The organism is Novosphingobium sp. GV079, from assembly GCF_003058045.1.
GTDB lineage: Bacteria > Pseudomonadota > Alphaproteobacteria > Sphingomonadales > Sphingomonadaceae > Novosphingobium > Novosphingobium capsulatum.
In genome coordinates this window covers 1-16,921 of record NZ_QBUE01000006.1, presented here as the reverse complement: position 1 = coordinate 16,921, position 16,921 = coordinate 1, and the positions used below count along the sequence as shown (strand labels likewise).

The following is a 16,921-nucleotide window of genomic DNA, read 5'->3' as shown; positions in this document are numbered from 1 at the left end:
GCAAGATAGATCACAGTCTATCCACAGCTGCAATCGCCTCGCCGCCCCACGTGGCCCGGATGCGCCATGGCCGTCATCATGTCTTGTCGAAACCCGGGCCGAACCCGTCACAGGTTCGGCCCAGGCATGGGTCAGTTGCCGAAGTTGATGCGGGCAGTCAGGCCCCAGGTGCGCGGCTTGCCATAGACGCTCAGCGCATCGCCCCAATAGAGCGAGCCGTCGAAGGCGTAGGAGCGATAGACCCGGTTGAACAGGTTGTTGACGAAGAACGCCAGCTCCAGCTTGCCGCCCGCCGGGATCACGCCGATGCGGGCATTTTCCACGTGATAGGCGCCTTCGCGCTCGTCTGGCGCGCAGAGCACCGAGAAGCAGAACTTGCCGGTATAGAGCGCGTCACCCTGCAGCGAGACGCGCGCGCCGCCCATGCCGAATTCATAGCGGACGAGGGCGTTGCCGGAAAAGCCGGGGGCCTGGGGCAGATCGTGGTTCACGACTGTCACGCCATCGGGCAGCAGCACGTTCTTGACCTTGCTGTCTTGCACCGCGGCCGAGGCCTGAAGCGTGAACCCTTCGATCGGGTGGGCCGTCAGTTCGGCTTCCACGCCCTTGATCGTGGCCGGCAGGTTGCGCACCAGCTGCGTATAACCGACCTGAACATAGGCCTGGTAGTTCTTGTAATCATAGTAGAATGCCGCAAGGTTGAACTGGATGTTGCGGCCGATCTTGGTCTTGAGGCCCACTTCATAGTCGTTGAGCGTCTCGGGCCGGTAGGGGATGTTGTTGAGCGTATCGATCAGGGCCTGGCCGGGGAACGGTGTGCCGGTGGAGAAGGTGAACCCGCCCGACTTGGAGCCACGGTTGTAGCTGGCATAGAGCAGCGTATCGGGGCCAGGCTTGTAATCCAGCTCGGCGCGCGCGGTCACCCCGTCATAGGTGGGTGAGGCGGCCGACGGCGTGACCGTGATGCCGCTGGCTTGGGCAGCGCCGGTGGGATCGAAGAAGTTGATGCCGCTGGGGCCCCAGTTGACGGTGAGGCCCGAAATCGCCTCTGCCGCGCGGTACCAGGCCAGCTTGCTGTCGCGCCAGTAGCGGGCGCCCAAGATCAGCTTCCAGTGATCGTCGAACTTGTATTCGTCCTGCGCAAAGACCGCGAAGGACTTGGTGCGCTGGTAGAACTGCACGGTGGGATCGTACTGGTCGAACGGCGTGGCATACTTGGCGCCATAGTTGCCGGTCAGCAGCATGCCGAACGCGCCCATGGTCAGGTAGTTGTTGCCGAAATGGGTGGCGGCGCGCAGTTCCTGCGTGATCTGCTGGGTTCGGGCGCGCTGATAGAAGATCGTGCCCGAGGCATAGCAGGTGACGCTGGGCGCGCTGGCGCAGGGGCCAGTGGTGAACGGCGGCAGTGCAGCCCCTTCCACATAGGGCAGGCCCGGCACGCCATCATCGCTCTCGATATAGAACTTGGCGAGGTTCTGGTAATCGGTAATCGACGTGACGTCGAACGCGCCCAGCTTGGCTTCCAGGCGCAGCGTGGCGGCAAACTGCTTGCGGTTCACATAGTTTTCGCCCGCGCTGTAGGTCTGCCACGGGTTGCCGCCCTGGGTGGCGGTGATCGCCGGGTTGGCATAGCCATTGGCGACCGAGCCGGGCACGCCGCCGTTGTACGACGTGCCGCCATAGTTGTTCCAATAGTCGCAGACCTGGTTGGCGGCCAGGAATTCGCCCTGGAACTGCGCATTGGGGCAAGCCGGGGTCAGGGTATAGACGCCAGCCTGGCGTTCGTGATCGGCCTGGGTATAGCGCACCGTCAGGCGGGCGCGAAAATCGCTGGTCGGGTCCCACTGCAGGATGCCGCGCGTGGCCCAATGGTTGTTGGCGCCCAGATTGGCCCCGCCCGGCAGCAGGTTCTTGATATAGCCGGAATCGCGATCATACACGCCCGAAACACGGGCCGAGAGCGTCTGGGTCAGCCCGCCGGTGACCGCGCCTTCGAAGATCGATTGGTTGAAGCTACCGGTGGTGGCGGAGAGATAGCCGCCGAACTCGTGGCTGGGCTGGTTGGAAATGAACTGCACCGCGCCGCCGGTGGCATTGCGGCCAAACAGGGTGCCCTGCGGCCCGCGCAGCGCCTCGGTGCGGGCCAAGTCAAAGATCGGGAAGCCGGCCGTGGTGATCGAGGCGGCGTAGCTGTCGTCCTGATAGACGGCAACCGGCGGTTCCTGCTGGTCGCCATAGTCGTTCTGCGACACGCCGCGAATGTTGAACACCACCTGGCTCGAGCCATAGGCGTTGTATTTCAGGTTGGGGATCGCGCGCACGATATCGGTGGCGTTGTTGATGTTGAGCGCGCGCAAGTCCTTGGCGGAAATGACCGAGACGGCGATGCCCACGTCGTTGAGCTTCTGCTCGCGGCGCTGTGCCGTCACCACGATGTCGCCCGTGCCGTTATCGGTTTGCGGGGCGGCGGTTTCGGCCGGTGCGGGCGCCTGGGCCTGGGCCAGGCCGGGGATCAGCGCCGTGGCGGCCAGCGCCATGATGCGGATGCCCGATCGGCCATGGCGCGCACGCGCACCAAAGTGTTGGAGAACAGATTTTTGATTCAGGACAGTGCCCGAGAATACCAGGTGACGCATGACAGCTTCCCTCCAAGCCGGCCCCTCGTTCGGGGGCACAATACCTGCACCGGGATCGTGCATCAGGAACGCAGGCGCAGCAAGCCTTCAGCAACAGTGGAAAAGCTTTCTTCCGGCCTTGTGGGATTACGGTATCATAACGGTCAAGTATATGATTTTACCATATAAAATTAACTGCACCAGTTTCGTTTGGTAATAACACCTACTTACTACTCTCATTAACTTGCCTAATGCGCTACCGTGCCGGGCGCCGTGGCGGCAGGGCCGGGCGAGGCGATGTGGAATGTCGCGGTTGACGGACTCGCAATGCCGCGCACCCCGACCTTGGGGCAAGCATTATTTCTAATCCCTCGCATTAGTTTCCAAAATGGTGTGGCACCGTGATTGCGCCGGTTCCCGCGCTGGAATAGCCCTTCTGCAAATAGGCAGCCAAGCAAAGCCGAGGCATGACATGAAGACTAGTGCGCGCGTTGTGGTGATTGGTGGCGGCGTCGTCGGCGTCAGCACGTTGTATCACCTGGCCAAGATGGGCTGGTCCGATGTCGTGCTGATCGAGCGCAAGGAACTGACCTCGGGCTCTACCTGGCATGCCGCCGGCCTGCTGCCGCTGTTCAACCTGTCCTACTCGGTCGGCAAGCTGCACCAGTATTCGGTTGATCTCTATCCCAGCCTGGAAGCGGAAACCGACCTCAATGTCGGCTTCTCGCGCGTGTCGAACATTCGCCTCGCCAACAGCCCCGATCGCATGGACGAATACCGCTATTATGCGGGCGTGGCCAAGACCATCGGGGTGGACGTAAACTTTCTCACCCCTGAGCAAGTGCATGAAATCTGGCCACTGGCACAGATGGACGGGGTGCTCGGCGCGATCCAGCATCCCGCCGATGGCTATATCCAGCCGGCCGACTTGACCCAGGCCCTGGCCAAGGGGGCGCGCCAGCGGGGCGCCACGATCATGCGCAATACCACGGTCACGGGCATCACCCAGAAGGCCAACGGCGAATGGGTGGTGGCCACCGACCAGGGCGATATCACCTGCGAGCATGTGGTTTCGGCCACCGGCAGCTTTGCCCGCCAGACGGGCGCGATGGTCGGCCTGGATGTGCCGGTGATCCCGGTCGAGCATCAGTACATCGTCACCGAACAGCACCCCGCGATCATGGAGCGCCGCGCCAAGGGCCTGCCCGAAATGGGCGTGCTGCGCGAAAGCGACTCGAGCTGGTACATGCGCGAGGAAGCCGGCGGCCTGCTGCTTGGCCCGTATGAAGTCGGCGCACCGGCCTGCTATGTGAAGGGGCCGGCCGCCAATAGCGAATATGAACTGTTCCCCGATGCTCTCGAACGCCTGGAGCCCTATATCCTCTCGGCGATCGAGCGCGTGCCCGCCTTTGGTGAGCTGGGGATCAAGAAGGTTTACAACGGCGCCATTGCCTACACGCCCGACGGGTCGCCCATCGTCGGTCCTGCGCCGGGGCTGAAGAACTTCTGGCTCAATGAAGGTCACAGCTTCGGCATCACGGCAGCCGGCGGCGCGGGTTGGCAGCTGGCCCACTGGATTGTGGACGGCGAACCCACCATCGACATGATGGGGGTCGATCCGCGCCGCTTCGGCACTTATGCCGACGAAGGCTATCTCATCGAAAAGAACGAGGAAGCCTATGCCAAGGTGTTCACCGTTCACTATCCCGATGAAGAGCGCGAGGCTGCCCGCCCGCTGCGCCAGACGCCATGCTATGACCGCATGAAGAAGCTGGGCGCGGTGTTTGGCAGCGTGTTCGGCTGGGAGCGCCCCAACTGGTTCGCGCCCGACGGCTATGAACTGACCGACGCCGATCTCGACCGTCCCGAAACGCTGCTCAACCACAATCATCCCGATGTGCCGGGTGCGCCGATCCGTGAAAAGTGGTCGTTCCGCCGCTCCAACTACTTCGAGCATGTTGGCAATGAATGCCGCCATGTGACGGAAAAGGTTGGCATTCAGGACATGAGCGCGTTTGCCAAGTGCCTGATTTCCGGCCCTGGTGCGGAAGAATGGCTGGGCAAGCTGTTGTCCAACGCGGTGCCCAAGAAGATCGGCCGGGTCAGCCTGTCGTACCTGCTGACGCCGGCTGGCGGCGTGCGCAGCGAGTTTACCGTCTATAAGCGCGGGCCGCAAAGCTATTACCTGGTTTCGGCCGGCGCGCTGGAGCAGCACGATCATGACTATCTGATCAAGGCGCTGCCCGCCGACGGTTCGGTCAAGTTCGAGCGGCTGACCACGGCAATGGGCGTGCTGGTCCTGGCCGGGCCGCGTGCCCGCGACGTGCTGGCCAAGGTGACCCGCACCGATCTGTCGAACGAGGCGTTCCCGTGGCTGACGGGCAAGCGCATCTCGATCGGCGCGGCGCCGTGCGATGCGCTGCGCGTGAACTTCATCGGCGAGCTGGGTTGGGAATTCCACCACCCGATCGAGATGCAGAACTACATCTTCGACAAGCTGATGGAAGCCGGCGCCGAATTCGACATCAAGCCCTTTGGCATCCGGGCGATGACGTCGATGGCGCTGGAAAAGAGCTACAAGCTGATCCCGCGCGAACTTTCGGTGGAATACAACGCGCTGGAAAGCGGGCTTGAACGCTTCATATCCATGAAGAAGCCGGACTTCGTTGGCCGTGACGGGCTGCTGGCGAAGAAGGAAGCCGGTCTTTCTTCTACTCTGGTTACCCTGGAGGTGCTGGGCGTCACCGATGCCGATGCCCGCGGCTCCGAAGCGATCTATCGCGATGGACAACTGGTTGGCCGCGCCACGTCGGGCGGCTATGGTTGGCGCACGGCCAAGTCGCTGGCGCTGGCGATGATCGCACCTGAACACGCAAACCTTGGCACCGAACTCGAGATTTCCATTCTCGGAACGATGCACAAGGCCGTGGTGATCCCAGACTCGCCCTTCGACCCCGAAAACCTTGCATTGCGGAGCTAGTTCCCATGCGCAATTTCGCTTCGATTGCCGAACTGCTGAACCAGGATCGCCCCGGCTACACCTTGCCGCAGGCGCTTTACACCAGCGAGGAAGCCTTTCGCTTCGATACCGAGGTGATGCTCAAGTCGGTGTGGCTCTATGCCTGTACCGTGGCCCACGTGAAGAACCCTGGCGATTTCTACGTCTTTGAAATGGCCAACAACTCGGTGTTCATCGTGCGCGGCCGCGATGGCGAGGTGCGCGCGTTCTACAACACCTGCACCCATCGCGGATCGCGCATTTGCCAGGTTCAGGCCGGCACGATGCCGCGCATCATGTGCCCTTATCACTTCTGGACATTCGGCCTGGATGGCAAGCTGATCGCCGCGCGCGGCATGCCCGACGATTTTGACAAGGGCGCACACAACCTGCGCCAGGTGGCGCTGGAAAACTGCGGCGGCCTGCTGTTCATCTGCCTGGCGGACAATCCGCCGCCGATCGAACCGGCCAAGCAGGACATCGCGGCCGCCATCGGCATCTACAACATGGACAAGCTCAAGGTGGCCGCGGTCGAAGACCTGCATGACACGGCCAACTGGAAGCTGGTCATGGAAAACAACCGCGAGTGCTATCACTGCGAGGCCAACCACCCCGAACTGCTCAATTCGCTGAGTGGATCGGGCTTTGGCCGGGGCAACCCGGAAGACGGCGACGCGGCTGATGAAGACGATGTGACTGCCCAGGTGGAGCGCTGGAAAGCCATGGGCGTGTGGCGCGACCTGGTCGAATTTCCCGATGGCGGCTGGCATCGCGTGGGTCGCCTCAGCCTGGCGCACGGGGCGCTGTCGCAGACCATGGACGGGCAGCCGGCTTCCAGGAAGCTGATCTGGCCGGTTGAGCACGCCGAACCGACCAGCGTTTCGGTATGGACCCAGCCCAATTCCTGGCACCACTTCTGCTGCGATCACGTGGTGACGTTCAGCGTGATGCCGCAGGGGCCGGATCGTTCGATCCTGCGCACCTCGTGGCTGGTGCACGAAGATGCGGTGGAAGGCGAAGACTACACCGTGGAGAACCTGACCCACGTGTGGAAGGCGACCAACCGCCAGGACCGCCACCTGGCGGAAATGAACCACGCCGGCATCGTCACCGATGGCTATCGCCCCGGGCCCTACGCGCTCGAGGAAAACCTCGTCGATGCCTTCAAGACCTTCTACGTCGAGCGCGCCAAGGCCGCGCTGGAAGCGGCAGGACAGCCATAAGATGATGCGCTTTTCCGGGCTCAATCTCATCGCGCAGGCTTTTTCGGGGCACCAGTCGTGGCCGGAGCAATGGCCCGACAAGGCACCCAAGGCGGCCTATGACGTGATCATCGTGGGCGCGGGCGGGCATGGCCTGGGCGCGGCCTATTACCTGGCGGCCAAGTATGGGATCACCAATGTTGCGGTGATCGAAAAAGGCTGGCTGGGCGGTGGCAACACCGGGCGCAACACCACGATCATCCGCTCGAACTACCTCTATGATGAAAGCGCCCACCTCTATGACCATGCGGTCAAGCTGTGGGACGGGTTGAGCCAGGAGCTCAACTACAACGTGATGTATTCGAAGCGCGGCGTGCTGATGCTGGCGCACAACGTGCACGACATCCAGAGCTTCAAGCGCCACATCCACGCCAACCGCCTGAACGGCGTGGACAATGAATGGTTGAGCCCGGAAGAATGCCAGGCCTATTGCCCGCCGCTCGATATTTCGCCCAACGCGCGCCATCCGGTGCTGGGCGGCGCGTTGCAGCGGCGCGGCGGCACCGCGCGGCACGATAGCGTGGCCTGGGGCTATGCCCGCAAGGCGACGGCGCTGGGCGTCGATATCATCCAGAACTGCGCCGTCACCGGCATCCGGCGCGGGCCCGATGGCGCGGTGCTGGGGGTGGAGACCGAGCGCGGCTTTATCGGGGCAAAGAAGATCGGCGTATCGGCGGCGGGCAATACCTCGGTCGTCATGAACATGGCCGGCCTGCAATTCCCGCTGGAAAGCTATCCGCTGCAGGCCCTGGTGTCAGAGCCGGTCAAGCCGATCTTCCCTTGCGTGGTCATGTCCAACACCGTGCATGCCTATATCAGCCAGTCCGACAAGGGCGAACTGGTGATCGGCGCGGGGACGGACCAATATACCTCGTATTCGCAGCGCGGGGCGTTCCACATCATCGAGCATACCCTGGCGGCGATCTGCGAGATCTTCCCGATCTTTACCCGCATGCGCATGCTGCGCACCTGGGGCGGGATCGTCGACGTGACGCCCGATCGCTCGCCGATCCTGGGCAAGACTCCGGTTCAGGGCCTCTATGTCAACTGTGGCTGGGGCACGGGCGGGTTCAAGGCGACGCCGGGCGCGGCGGATCTTTTGGCGCATACCATCGCCCACGATGCCCCGCACGCGATCAACGCGCCGTTCACGCTCGATCGGTTCCGCAACGGGCGGATGATCGACGAGGCGGCCGCAGCCGCCGTGGCCCACTGAGCAAGGCGCAGGGAACCAAGCCATGCTGTTGATTCATTGCCCCTATTGCGAAGAAGACCGCCCCGAGGTGGAATTCGTCTATGGTGGCGAGGCGCATATCGCGCGCCCGCTCGATCCCGCAACGCTGAGCGACGAGGAATGGGAGCACTATCTCTACATCCGCCGCAATCCGCGCGGGCGCCATCACGAACGCTGGCGGCATACCCACGGTTGCGGGCGTTTCTTCAATGCCGTGCGCGATACCGTGAGCGATCGTTTCGAACAGACCTACAAGGCCGGGGAACCGCGTAAATGAGCGGCTATCGTCTTCCTGCCGGCGGCCGCGTCAACCGCGCCGCGCCGCTGGATTTCACCTTTGACGGGCGCGCCCATCGCGGCTTTGCCGGCGACAGCCTGGCTTCGGCGCTGGTGGCATCCGGGCAGATGCTGTTCGGCCGCTCGTTCAAGTATCACCGCCCGCGCGGCATTCTGGGCATGGGGACGGAAGAGCCCAATGCCTTGGTGACGGTGGACCGCGGTGGGGCCGGGCCGGGGTGGGGCCGGCGCACGCCCAATCTGCGCGCGCCATCCGTGCCGCTGTATCAGGGCCTTACCGCGCAAAGCCAGAACCGCTATCCCTCGCTCAAGTTCGACCTGGGCGCGGTCAACGATCGGCTTGGTGCGTTCTTTCCCGCGGGTTTCTACAACAAGACATTCATGTGGCCGCGTTCGGCCTGGGAAAAGCTCTATGAGCCGGCGATCCGGCGCATGGCGGGCCTTGGCGCCAGCCCGACGGAGCGCGATCCCGATCATTACGACGCCACCTATGCCCATTGCGAAGTGCTGGTGGTGGGCGGTGGCCTGGCCGGGATCGATGCCGCGCTGGCGGCGGCGGCCGACGGCGGCCGGGTAATCCTGATCGACGAGCAGGACGAACTGGGCGGCGGTGCCCTGTCGGACCAGGCGCTGTGGGGCGAAGTGGCCGACAAGGCCATGGCGCTGCGCCGGCTCGGCAACGTGACGGTGCTGACCCGCACCACCGCGTTCGGCTATTACCACCAGAACTTCGTGGGCGCGGTGGAGCAGCTGACCGATCATCTGGCCCCGGCGCAGGCGAGCGGCGCGCGCGAGCGGCTGTGGCGCATCCGCGCCGGCGAGGTCATCCTGGCCCAGGGTGCGATCGAGCGCCCGCTGGTGTTCGATGGCAACGACGTGCCGGGGGTGATGCTGTCGAGCGCCGGGCGCACGCTGGCGGTGCGCTACGGCGTGGCGGTGGGCCGCGCCGTGGCCGTGATGGCGGTGCACGACAGCGGCTGGCGCGATGCGCTGGCGCTCAAGGCGGCTGGCGTCAACGTGGTGGCGGTGATCGACTTGCGGGGCGAAGTGGCGGCCGATCTGGTTGCTGCCGTGCGCGGCGCGGGGATTGCCGTGCATCTTGGCCATGCCGTCACGCAGGTGGCGGGCCGCCATGGGGTGACCGGCGTGACCTTTGCCCCCGGTGGCACCGGGCAGGGCCAGCAACTGGCGGTCGATGCGCTGCTGATGGCCGGTGGCTGGACGCCGACCGTGCATTTGTGGAGCCACGCCAAGGGCAGCTTGCGCTGGGACAATGCCTGGGGCGCCTATCTGCCCGACGTGGCGCAGGAAAACTGCCGCGCCGTGGGCGCCGGGGCAGGCGCCTGGGACATGGGCGCGGGCCTGGCGCTGGGCACGCTGCCTGGCCCCAAGCCGATCTGGCAGACCAAGGCTTTCGTCGATTTCCAGAACGACGTGAAGGCGCGCGACATCGATCTGGCGGTGCGCGAGGGCATGCGCTCGATCGAGCATATCAAGCGCTATACCACCAACGGCATGGCCACCGACCAGGGCAAGACCAGCAACCTCAATGGCTTGCAGATCGCGTCGGGCAGTCTGGCCAAGCCGGTGACCGATATCGGCCTCACCACGTTCCGCCCGCCCTATACGCCGCAGACGTTCGGCGCGCTGATGGGGCATCACAAGGATGCGCTTTTCCAGCCGATCCGCAAGACGGTGATCGACGGCTGGGCCGATGCGCGCGGCGCGGTGTTCGAGAACGTGGCGCAATGGCGCCGTGCGCGCTATTTCCCCCAAGGCGGCGAAGACATGCGCGCCGCCGTGGCGCGCGAGTGCCTGGCCGTGCGCCAGCAGGTGGGCATGTTCGATGCATCGACCTTGGGCAAGATCGAGGTGGTCGGGCCCGATGCCGCCGAATTCCTCAACCGCATGTACACCAACCCGTGGAAGGCGCTGGCACCCGGCCGCTGCCGCTATGGGCTGCTGCTGCGCGAGGATGGCTTTATCACCGACGATGGCGTTTCGGCGCGCCTGGCACCCGATCGTTTCCACCTGACCACCACCACCGGCGGCGCGGCGCGCGTGCTGGCGATGATGGAAGACTATCTCCAGACCGAATGGAGCGATCTCGACGTCTGGCTGACCAGCACGACCGAGCAGTGGGCGGTGATCGCGGTGCAGGGGCCGCTCGCCCGCGCGGTGATTGCGCCGCTGGTCGAAGGCATCGATCTGGCGCCTGGCGCCTTTCCGCACATGGCCATTCGCGAGGGCCGTATCTGCGGCGTGCCGACGCGCCTGTTCCGCGTGAGCTTTACCGGTGAGCTTGGCTATGAAGTCAACGTGCCGGCCGAGCATGGGCGCATGGTGTGGGAGGCGATCCACGCCTCTGGCCAGGCCCACGGCATCACCCCCTATGGCACCGAGACGATGCACGTGCTCCGCGCCGAAAAGGGCTATGTCATCGTTGGGCAGGATACCGACGGCACGCTGACCCCGGACGACGCCGGCATGGCCTGGGCAGTGGGCACCAAGAAGCCCGATTTCGTCGGCAAGCGCTCGCTCGCCCGGCCCGACATGAGCGCACCGGGGCGCAAGCAACTGGTCGGGCTGCTGACCGAAGACCCGCAGGAAGTGCTGGAAGAAGGCGCGCAGATCGTGGCCGATCCCGATCAGCCGGTGCCGATGACCATGCTGGGCCACGTCACCTCGTCGTATCACAGCGCCACGCTGGGCCGCTCCATCGCCATGGCGGTGATTGCCGACGGCCGCGCGCGCGATGGCCAGGTGATCCATGTGCCGATGCCCGGCCGCACGATCCGCGCGCGGGTGAGCGCCAGCACCGTGTTCTATGATCCGCAAGGGAGCCGCCTCGATGTCTGATGTCCTTGCGATCCCCGCCCTGGCCGTGGCCAGCACCGATCTGGCGCTGGAAGCCCAGGCAGTTACCGCCTCGGGCGTGGCGCTGACGCTGGAAGCACCGGCCAGCCGCTGGTCGCTGCGCGCCCGCACGGCGCAGGCGCTTTCAGGCGTGATCGGCCGCGCTGTACCGGCGCGCATTGGCGAGACGCTGGATGGCATCGCCTGCCTCGGGCCAGACGAATGGCTGGCCGATCTGCCTGCCGGCACCGCGCTGCCCGATGGCGCCGGGCAACCGGTGAGCGTGGTGGACATTTCCGCGCGCGGCGTGGTCATCCGGGTGGAGGGGGCAGGGGCGGCCACCGTCCTGTCATCGGGATGTCCGCTCGATCTCGACCGGTTTGCTGTGGGCCGCGCCACCCGCACCGTTTTCGAAACGGTGGAAGTGATCCTGTGGCGCGAAAGCGCAACCGTGTTCCGCGTGTTCGTGTGGCGCAGCTTTGCCCCATGGTTGTGGCACGCACTCAAGGCGGCGGAACGCGGCTAAGCAGAATTGGCCTGAAATTCAGGCCGCCACACCGCCCTTGAAGCGCAGGCGCGCGGTCAGGCCATCGGGCTGCCAGTCCAGGTCGATCGCGCCCTCGCGCAGCCGCACGATGCGGTTGATGAGGTTCAGCCCCTGGCCGCCATCGCGCGAGGTTGCCTGCACGGGGCGGTTCGAAACCTCGTGCCAGGTGATCACGATGTCGCCGTCCTGATCCTCGCTCGACAGCGTGATAGCGCCGCCATGCGCGATCGCGCCATGCTTCGAGGAATTGACCGCCAGTTCACCCACGACCAGGGCGATCGTTGTCAGCCAGGGCGCGCGCAATCGGCATGTCGCGCACCTTGTCGGTCGCCACCGGGCAGAACGCACTGCCAAAGGGCAGGACCAGCGCATCGATCAGTTCGACCAGGCTGCACGGCACTTCCAGGCTGGTGAACAGGGCCTGGGCGCGGCCCATCGCAATCAGGCGTTCGGCCATCTGCCCGGCAAAGGCATCGTTGTGCGCGTCGCCACGGGCAAAGCCGCGGATCAGGCTGGAAATCATCGTATAGGTGTTGCGCAGCCGATGGTGCAACTCGCGCGTGGCGGTTTCCAGCACCTGGCGGGAGAGTTCGGCATCAGTCACGTCGCGCGACACGGCCAGATAGCTGATCAGCTTGCCGGTATCGTCGCGCAGCGCCGAAACACTCACGTCCCACCAGCGGCTGTTGCCCTTGGCCGTGGGGCAATGGGCACGAAACCGCGATACACCGCCGGCCTGGGCCGTGGCAAAGCCGCTGGCGATATGCGGCCGGCCTTCTTCGGGCCAGAGCGTGTCCCAGCGCTTGCCCAGCACGTCTGACGGCGTATCGATCTCCATGGCGCACAAGCCATTGGGATTGACGTAAGTTACCGCGCCATCAAGCCCGATAACCTTGACGCAATCCACGCTCTGGTCGAGCGCCGCAGCCAGCGAGAGTTGCGAGATTCCGGCAACCTGCCGTGAAAGTTCGTTGTTAGTCATGATTACTGCCGGAGTTCCCCAACACCCGGTCAGGCGTGCCCCACGCGCACCTTCGCGACGGGGCTCTAATCCTTAGTTAATGCAAAGGTTCCGGCAAAAATGGCGGAAAAGCGCACTTTTTGGGGTTGCCGCGATTCTCATGGCCGCCGGATCACCCGAGCAGAGGTCCGGCCCAGGGCAGGTTGGTCATCAGCGGCGGCAGGACCTGATCCAGCAGGGTCTCGCGCGCCAGGGCAGCAGTCTGGCCAGGCAGATCGCCCAGTTCGCCCATCCGCGCTACCACCTGGATGCGGCGGGCAAAGCGGCCGCGCGGCAGGGGTTCGACGCGCAGCTGCGGCATCAGCTGGGGCAGGGCCGCGAGGCACAGCAACGAGGTGATGCTCCAGCCGATGCCCATGCCCACCGTGGTCAATTGCTGGTGGATGATCTCCACCTCGATCACATTGGGCAGGCGCAGCTTCATGCGGGTCAACTGGCTTTCGATGCGCTGGCCCATGCCGGTATCGAGCGAATAGCGCACGAACGGCATGCGCTCGGCTACGTCGGCCGGATCGATGCTGCCGCTGTGGTCGGCCGGAAAGATCATCACGAACGGATCGTCGATCACGTCGTGATGCTCGATGCCCGGGTGTTTTTCCAGGGTATTGCTGCCGGTCACCAGCATGTCGCAGCGCCGGGCGAGGAATTCCTGCTGCTGGCGCAGCGAAATGCCCGATCGCACGCGCCATGAACCCACGCGCATGCCGTGCCGGCGCAGCAGCGGCGCGGTGAGCAGGTTGGCGAGGCTCTCGCTCATGCCCACGGTCAACTGGTCGATCGGCTGCTGCGCGCCTTCGCGCACCTCGTCATAGGCAGTGCGCGCGCTGGCCAGCAGCTTGCGCGCGCGCTCGTGCAGGGCGCGGCCCGATGGCGTCAGGCCTAGTGGCCGCAGCGAGCGATCGAACAGCGGCGCGCCGATGCCCTGTTCCAGCCGGGTGATGGTTTGCGACACCGCCGACTGGGTGATCCGCAACTGTTGGGCGCAGGCGGTCATCCCGCCCAGTTCCACCGTCAGGACAAACACTTCCAAGCCGTGCAGATCGAATTCGGCGGGCAGGCGCATGGGCATGATCCTTTGGGTGCGCGCCCTCTCGCGCCCCCGTGCTGCACTCTTGTGCCATCATGATGCCTGAACTACCAGATTATATCTGCTTATTGTCTGCGCTGCCCCGTTCCTGTTGCGGGCAAGCCGTCCTACAGATGCGGGCAACCAGCGAAAGGGAGCTGACGTGGCGCTTTTGAAACCCGATTTCGTCCTGCTTGTCTCGTGTGTGGATCGCAAGGGCCTGGTGGCCGCGATCGCCACGTCGATTTCGGCGCAGGATTGCAACATCGTTGAAAGCGCGCAGTTCGATGATGCCGTCACCGGCCGCTTCTTCATGCGCGTGGCCTTCACCGCGCCCGAAGGCATGACGGTGGATCGCTTCAACGCCGCGTTCCTCTCGGTCGGCAGTGCCTATGGCATCGATTGGAAGGTCTTTGATCTGTCGGTCAAGGTGCGCGCCCTGGTCATGGTGTCAAAGGGCGGGCACTGCCTGAATGACCTGCTCTATCGCACCGCCACGCGGTATCTGCCGATGGAAGTGACCAGCGTGGTGTCCAACCATACCACCTGGCAGCGCCGGGTGGAGCACGAGGGCATCCCCTTCCACCATCTGCCGATCACGCCGGAAAACAAGGTGGAGCAGGAAGCAAAGCTGCTGGACATGATCGCGCAGCAGAATGTCGATCTGGTGATCCTGGCGCGGTATATGCAGGTGCTGTCCGACACCACCTGCCGCGCCCTGGAAGGCCGCGTGATCAACATCCACCATTCCTCGCTGCCGGCGTTCAAGGGCGCGATGCCCTATCACCGTGCATACGAGCGCGGCGTGAAGATGGTGGGCGCCACCGCCCACTACGTAACGCCCGATCTGGATGAAGGGCCGATCATCGCGCAGGATGTCTCGATGGTGGACCATGCCGATACCGTCGATGACCTGATCGCCCAGGGCCAGGAAACCGAAAGCCGTGTGCTGACCCGCGCGGTCAAGGCCCATTGCGAGCACCGCGTCATGCTCAATGGCCACCGCACCGTGGTGTTCAAGTGAGCGAGGCCCGGCTCTACGCCGATCTGGCTGCGCTGGGCGTGGTGTGGTCCAGCCTGGAACACGAGGCAGTGTTCACCGTGGATGGAAGCGAAGCGATCCACGCCGCGCTGCCCGGGGCGCACACCAAGAACCTGTTCCTCAAGAACGCCGATGGCAGTTTCTGGCTGGTAACGGTCGACCATGCCAAGCGGGTGGACCTCAAGGGGCTGGCTGGCGCGGTCGGCGCCAAAAAGTTCAGCTTTGGCAAGCCGGAAGACATGGAGCGTCTGTTGGGCGTGACGCCCGGCGCGGTGACACCGCTCGCGGTGATCAACGATGCCGATGGCGCGGTTCGCGTGGTGATCGACGCGGATCTGGTTGACGCAGAACGGGTTCACGTTCATCCCTTGCGCAACACAGCAACGATCGGTCTTTCCGGTGGCGATTTGTTGCGCGCCCTGGAAGGGTGGAATCACTCCGCGATCGTGTCTGGCATTCCGGAGCGGCCATGACCGTCAGCACGTTTGACCTGTTCAAGATCGGCATCGGACCATCGAGTTCCCACACCGTGGGGCCGATGGTGGCCGCGCGCCGCTTTGCCGAGGCGCTGGAGGCTGCGGGCCTGCTGGCGCGCACGGTGCGGGTATCGGTCGATCTCTATGGGTCATTGGCCCTGACCGGCAAGGGCCACGCCACCGACGTGGCGATTATCCTGGGCCTGGCGGGGCAAGTGCCTGCCACGGTCGATCCCGATGCGGTGGCGGGCATCGTTGCCGCGGTGGAGCAATCGGGCCGCGTCGCGCTGCTCGGGCAGCACGAGGTTGCGTTTGCCCCGGCGCAGGACATGCGCTTTCTCCAGCGCGAGCGGCAGCCCTATCACAGCAATGCCATGGCCTTGGCGGCCTGGGACGAAGCGGGCGAGATGCTGACGCGGCGGCTGTTCTATTCGGTGGGCGGCGGCTTCGTACTCGACGAGGACGAGGTGATCCGCAATGCGCCGGCGCTCGATGTGCCGGAATTGCCCTATCCTTTTGCCTCTGCCGCGCAGCTGATCGAGATTGGCGAGGCAACCGGCCTCAGCTTTGCCCAGATCATGCTGGCCAACGAACTGGCGTGGCGCAGCCCGTCCGAAGTGGACGCCGGGCTCGATCTGCTGGCCGATACCATGGCCGCCTGCATCGATCGCGGCTGCGCGCAGGGCGGAATCCTGCCCGGCGGCCTGAAAGTGCGGCGTCGTGCCGCCGCACTGGCGCAGGAATTGCAGCACCGCCAGCAGATGTCGCTGTCAGAGCCGCTTGCCGTGCTCGACTGGATCAACCTGTGGGCCATGGCGGTGAACGAGGAAAACGCCGCTGGTGGCCGCGTGGTGACGGCACCCACCAATGGCGCGGCCGGGATCATTCCGGCGGTGCTGCGCTATTACGAGCGCTGCTATCGCGGCGATCGCGCCGGGCGGCGCACGTTCCTGCTGACGGCGGCGGCGATCGGTGCGCTCTACAAGCGCAACGCTTCCATTTCCGGCGCCGAAGTGGGCTGCCAGGGCGAAGTGGGCGTGGCCTGTTCGATGGCGGCGGCGGGCCTCACGGCGGCGCTGGGTGGCAACAATGCCCAGATCGAAAACGCCGCCGAAATCGGCATGGAGCACAACCTGGGCCTGACCTGCGACCCGGTGGGTGGGCTGGTGCAGATCCCGTGCATCGAGCGCAACGCCATGGGCGCGGTCAAGGCGATCGACGCCTCGCGCCTCGCCATGCTGGGCGATGGCCAGCACATGGTGAGTCTTGACAAGGTGATCGAAACCATGCGCCAAACCGGCGCAGACATGCGTGACAAGTACAAGGAAACCTCGCAAGGCGGCCTGGCGGTGAACGTCGTGGCGGTCAACGTGGTGGAATGCTGAGCGAGTTCGAGGAGATGTATCGATGAAAGCCCTGGTCTGCGTGAAGCGGGTGATCGACTACAACGTGAAGCCGCGGGTGAAGGCGGATGGCACGGGTGTCGAGCTGGCGAACGTGAAGATGA

General features: G+C 64.7%; 13 protein-coding genes and 1 pseudogene. 10 read left to right on the top strand and 4 right to left on the bottom strand.

The annotated features are described in order from the left end of the window. Positions 1 to 131: 131 nt before the first annotated feature. The gene (locus tag C8K14_RS09890; protein ID WP_107716552.1) at positions 132 to 2,636 is read right to left on the bottom strand and encodes a TonB-dependent receptor; all 2,505 of its coding nucleotides are present in this window, start codon (positions 2,634 to 2,636) and stop codon (positions 132 to 134) included. A gap of 451 nt (positions 2,637 to 3,087) precedes the next feature. Here C8K14_RS09890 and C8K14_RS09885 point away from each other — a divergent pair, with 451 nt between their 5' ends. From C8K14_RS09885 to C8K14_RS09860, 6 genes are read left to right on the top strand one after another with little or no spacing between them, the layout of a single operon-like run. Beyond that, positions 3,088 to 5,595 carry an FAD-dependent oxidoreductase gene (locus C8K14_RS09885; protein WP_107716551.1) on the top strand — a complete coding sequence of 836 codons (2,508 nt, stop codon included), beginning with the start codon at positions 3,088 to 3,090 and terminating at the stop codon, positions 5,593 to 5,595. A 5-nt stretch (positions 5,596 to 5,600) separates the two neighbouring features. Beyond that, entirely contained in the window at positions 5,601 to 6,836 is a 1,236-nt protein-coding gene (locus C8K14_RS09880) for an SRPBCC family protein (RefSeq protein ID WP_107716550.1), read from the top strand. A 1-nt stretch (position 6,837) separates the two neighbouring features. Beyond that, entirely contained in the window at positions 6,838 to 8,091 is a 1,254-nt protein-coding gene (locus C8K14_RS09875) for a sarcosine oxidase subunit beta family protein (protein WP_022675220.1), read from the top strand. Positions 8,092 to 8,113: 22 nt separating this feature from the next. Next, positions 8,114 to 8,386, top strand: a complete 273-nt coding sequence (locus C8K14_RS09870; RefSeq protein WP_062785691.1) for a sarcosine oxidase subunit delta — start codon at positions 8,114 to 8,116, stop codon at positions 8,384 to 8,386. After that, complete coding sequence (locus C8K14_RS09865) at positions 8,383 to 11,265, top strand: 2Fe-2S iron-sulfur cluster-binding protein (protein WP_107716549.1); 2,883 nt, start codon at positions 8,383 to 8,385, stop codon at positions 11,263 to 11,265. The genes C8K14_RS09870 and C8K14_RS09865 overlap by 4 nt, the downstream gene beginning before the upstream one ends. Beyond that, the gene (locus C8K14_RS09860; RefSeq protein WP_107716548.1) at positions 11,258 to 11,788 is read left to right on the top strand and encodes a sarcosine oxidase subunit gamma; all 531 of its coding nucleotides are present in this window, start codon (positions 11,258 to 11,260) and stop codon (positions 11,786 to 11,788) included. The genes C8K14_RS09865 and C8K14_RS09860 overlap by 8 nt, the downstream gene beginning before the upstream one ends. A gap of 18 nt (positions 11,789 to 11,806) precedes the next feature. On the opposite strand, the gene C8K14_RS09855 is transcribed toward C8K14_RS09860, so the two are convergent. From C8K14_RS09855 to C8K14_RS09845, 3 genes are all read right to left on the bottom strand, one after another. Then, positions 11,807 to 12,076, bottom strand: coding sequence for a hypothetical protein (locus tag C8K14_RS09855; protein WP_107716547.1), 270 nt, complete (start codon positions 12,074 to 12,076; stop codon positions 11,807 to 11,809). Beyond that, positions 12,069 to 12,791 carry a PAS domain-containing protein gene (locus C8K14_RS09850; protein ID WP_107716546.1) on the bottom strand — a complete coding sequence of 241 codons (723 nt, stop codon included), beginning with the start codon at positions 12,789 to 12,791 and terminating at the stop codon, positions 12,069 to 12,071. The genes C8K14_RS09855 and C8K14_RS09850 overlap by 8 nt, the downstream gene beginning before the upstream one ends. A gap of 151 nt (positions 12,792 to 12,942) precedes the next feature. Then, positions 12,943 to 13,893: a LysR family transcriptional regulator gene (locus C8K14_RS09845; protein ID WP_022674616.1), complete on the bottom strand. Its 951-nt coding sequence runs from the start codon at positions 13,891 to 13,893 to the stop codon at positions 12,943 to 12,945. Positions 13,894 to 14,068: 175 nt separating this feature from the next. Here C8K14_RS09845 and purU point away from each other — a divergent pair, with 175 nt between their 5' ends. From purU to C8K14_RS09825, 4 genes and pseudogenes are all read left to right on the top strand, one after another. Next, complete coding sequence (gene purU, locus C8K14_RS09840; protein WP_199223718.1) at positions 14,069 to 14,920, top strand: formyltetrahydrofolate deformylase; 852 nt, start codon at positions 14,069 to 14,071, stop codon at positions 14,918 to 14,920. Next, positions 14,917 to 15,411, top strand: a complete 495-nt coding sequence (locus C8K14_RS09835) for a prolyl-tRNA synthetase associated domain-containing protein (RefSeq protein WP_107716544.1) — start codon at positions 14,917 to 14,919, stop codon at positions 15,409 to 15,411. The genes purU and C8K14_RS09835 overlap by 4 nt, the downstream gene beginning before the upstream one ends. Beyond that, positions 15,408 to 16,799 carry an L-serine ammonia-lyase gene (locus C8K14_RS09830; RefSeq protein WP_107716543.1) on the top strand — a complete coding sequence of 464 codons (1,392 nt, stop codon included), beginning with the start codon at positions 15,408 to 15,410 and terminating at the stop codon, positions 16,797 to 16,799. Before C8K14_RS09835 ends, C8K14_RS09830 begins: the two co-directional genes overlap by 4 nt. 22 nt (positions 16,800 to 16,821) lie before the next feature. Beyond that, a pseudogene (locus C8K14_RS09825) lies at positions 16,822 to 16,921 on the top strand (electron transfer flavoprotein subunit beta/FixA family protein); the annotation flags it as partial.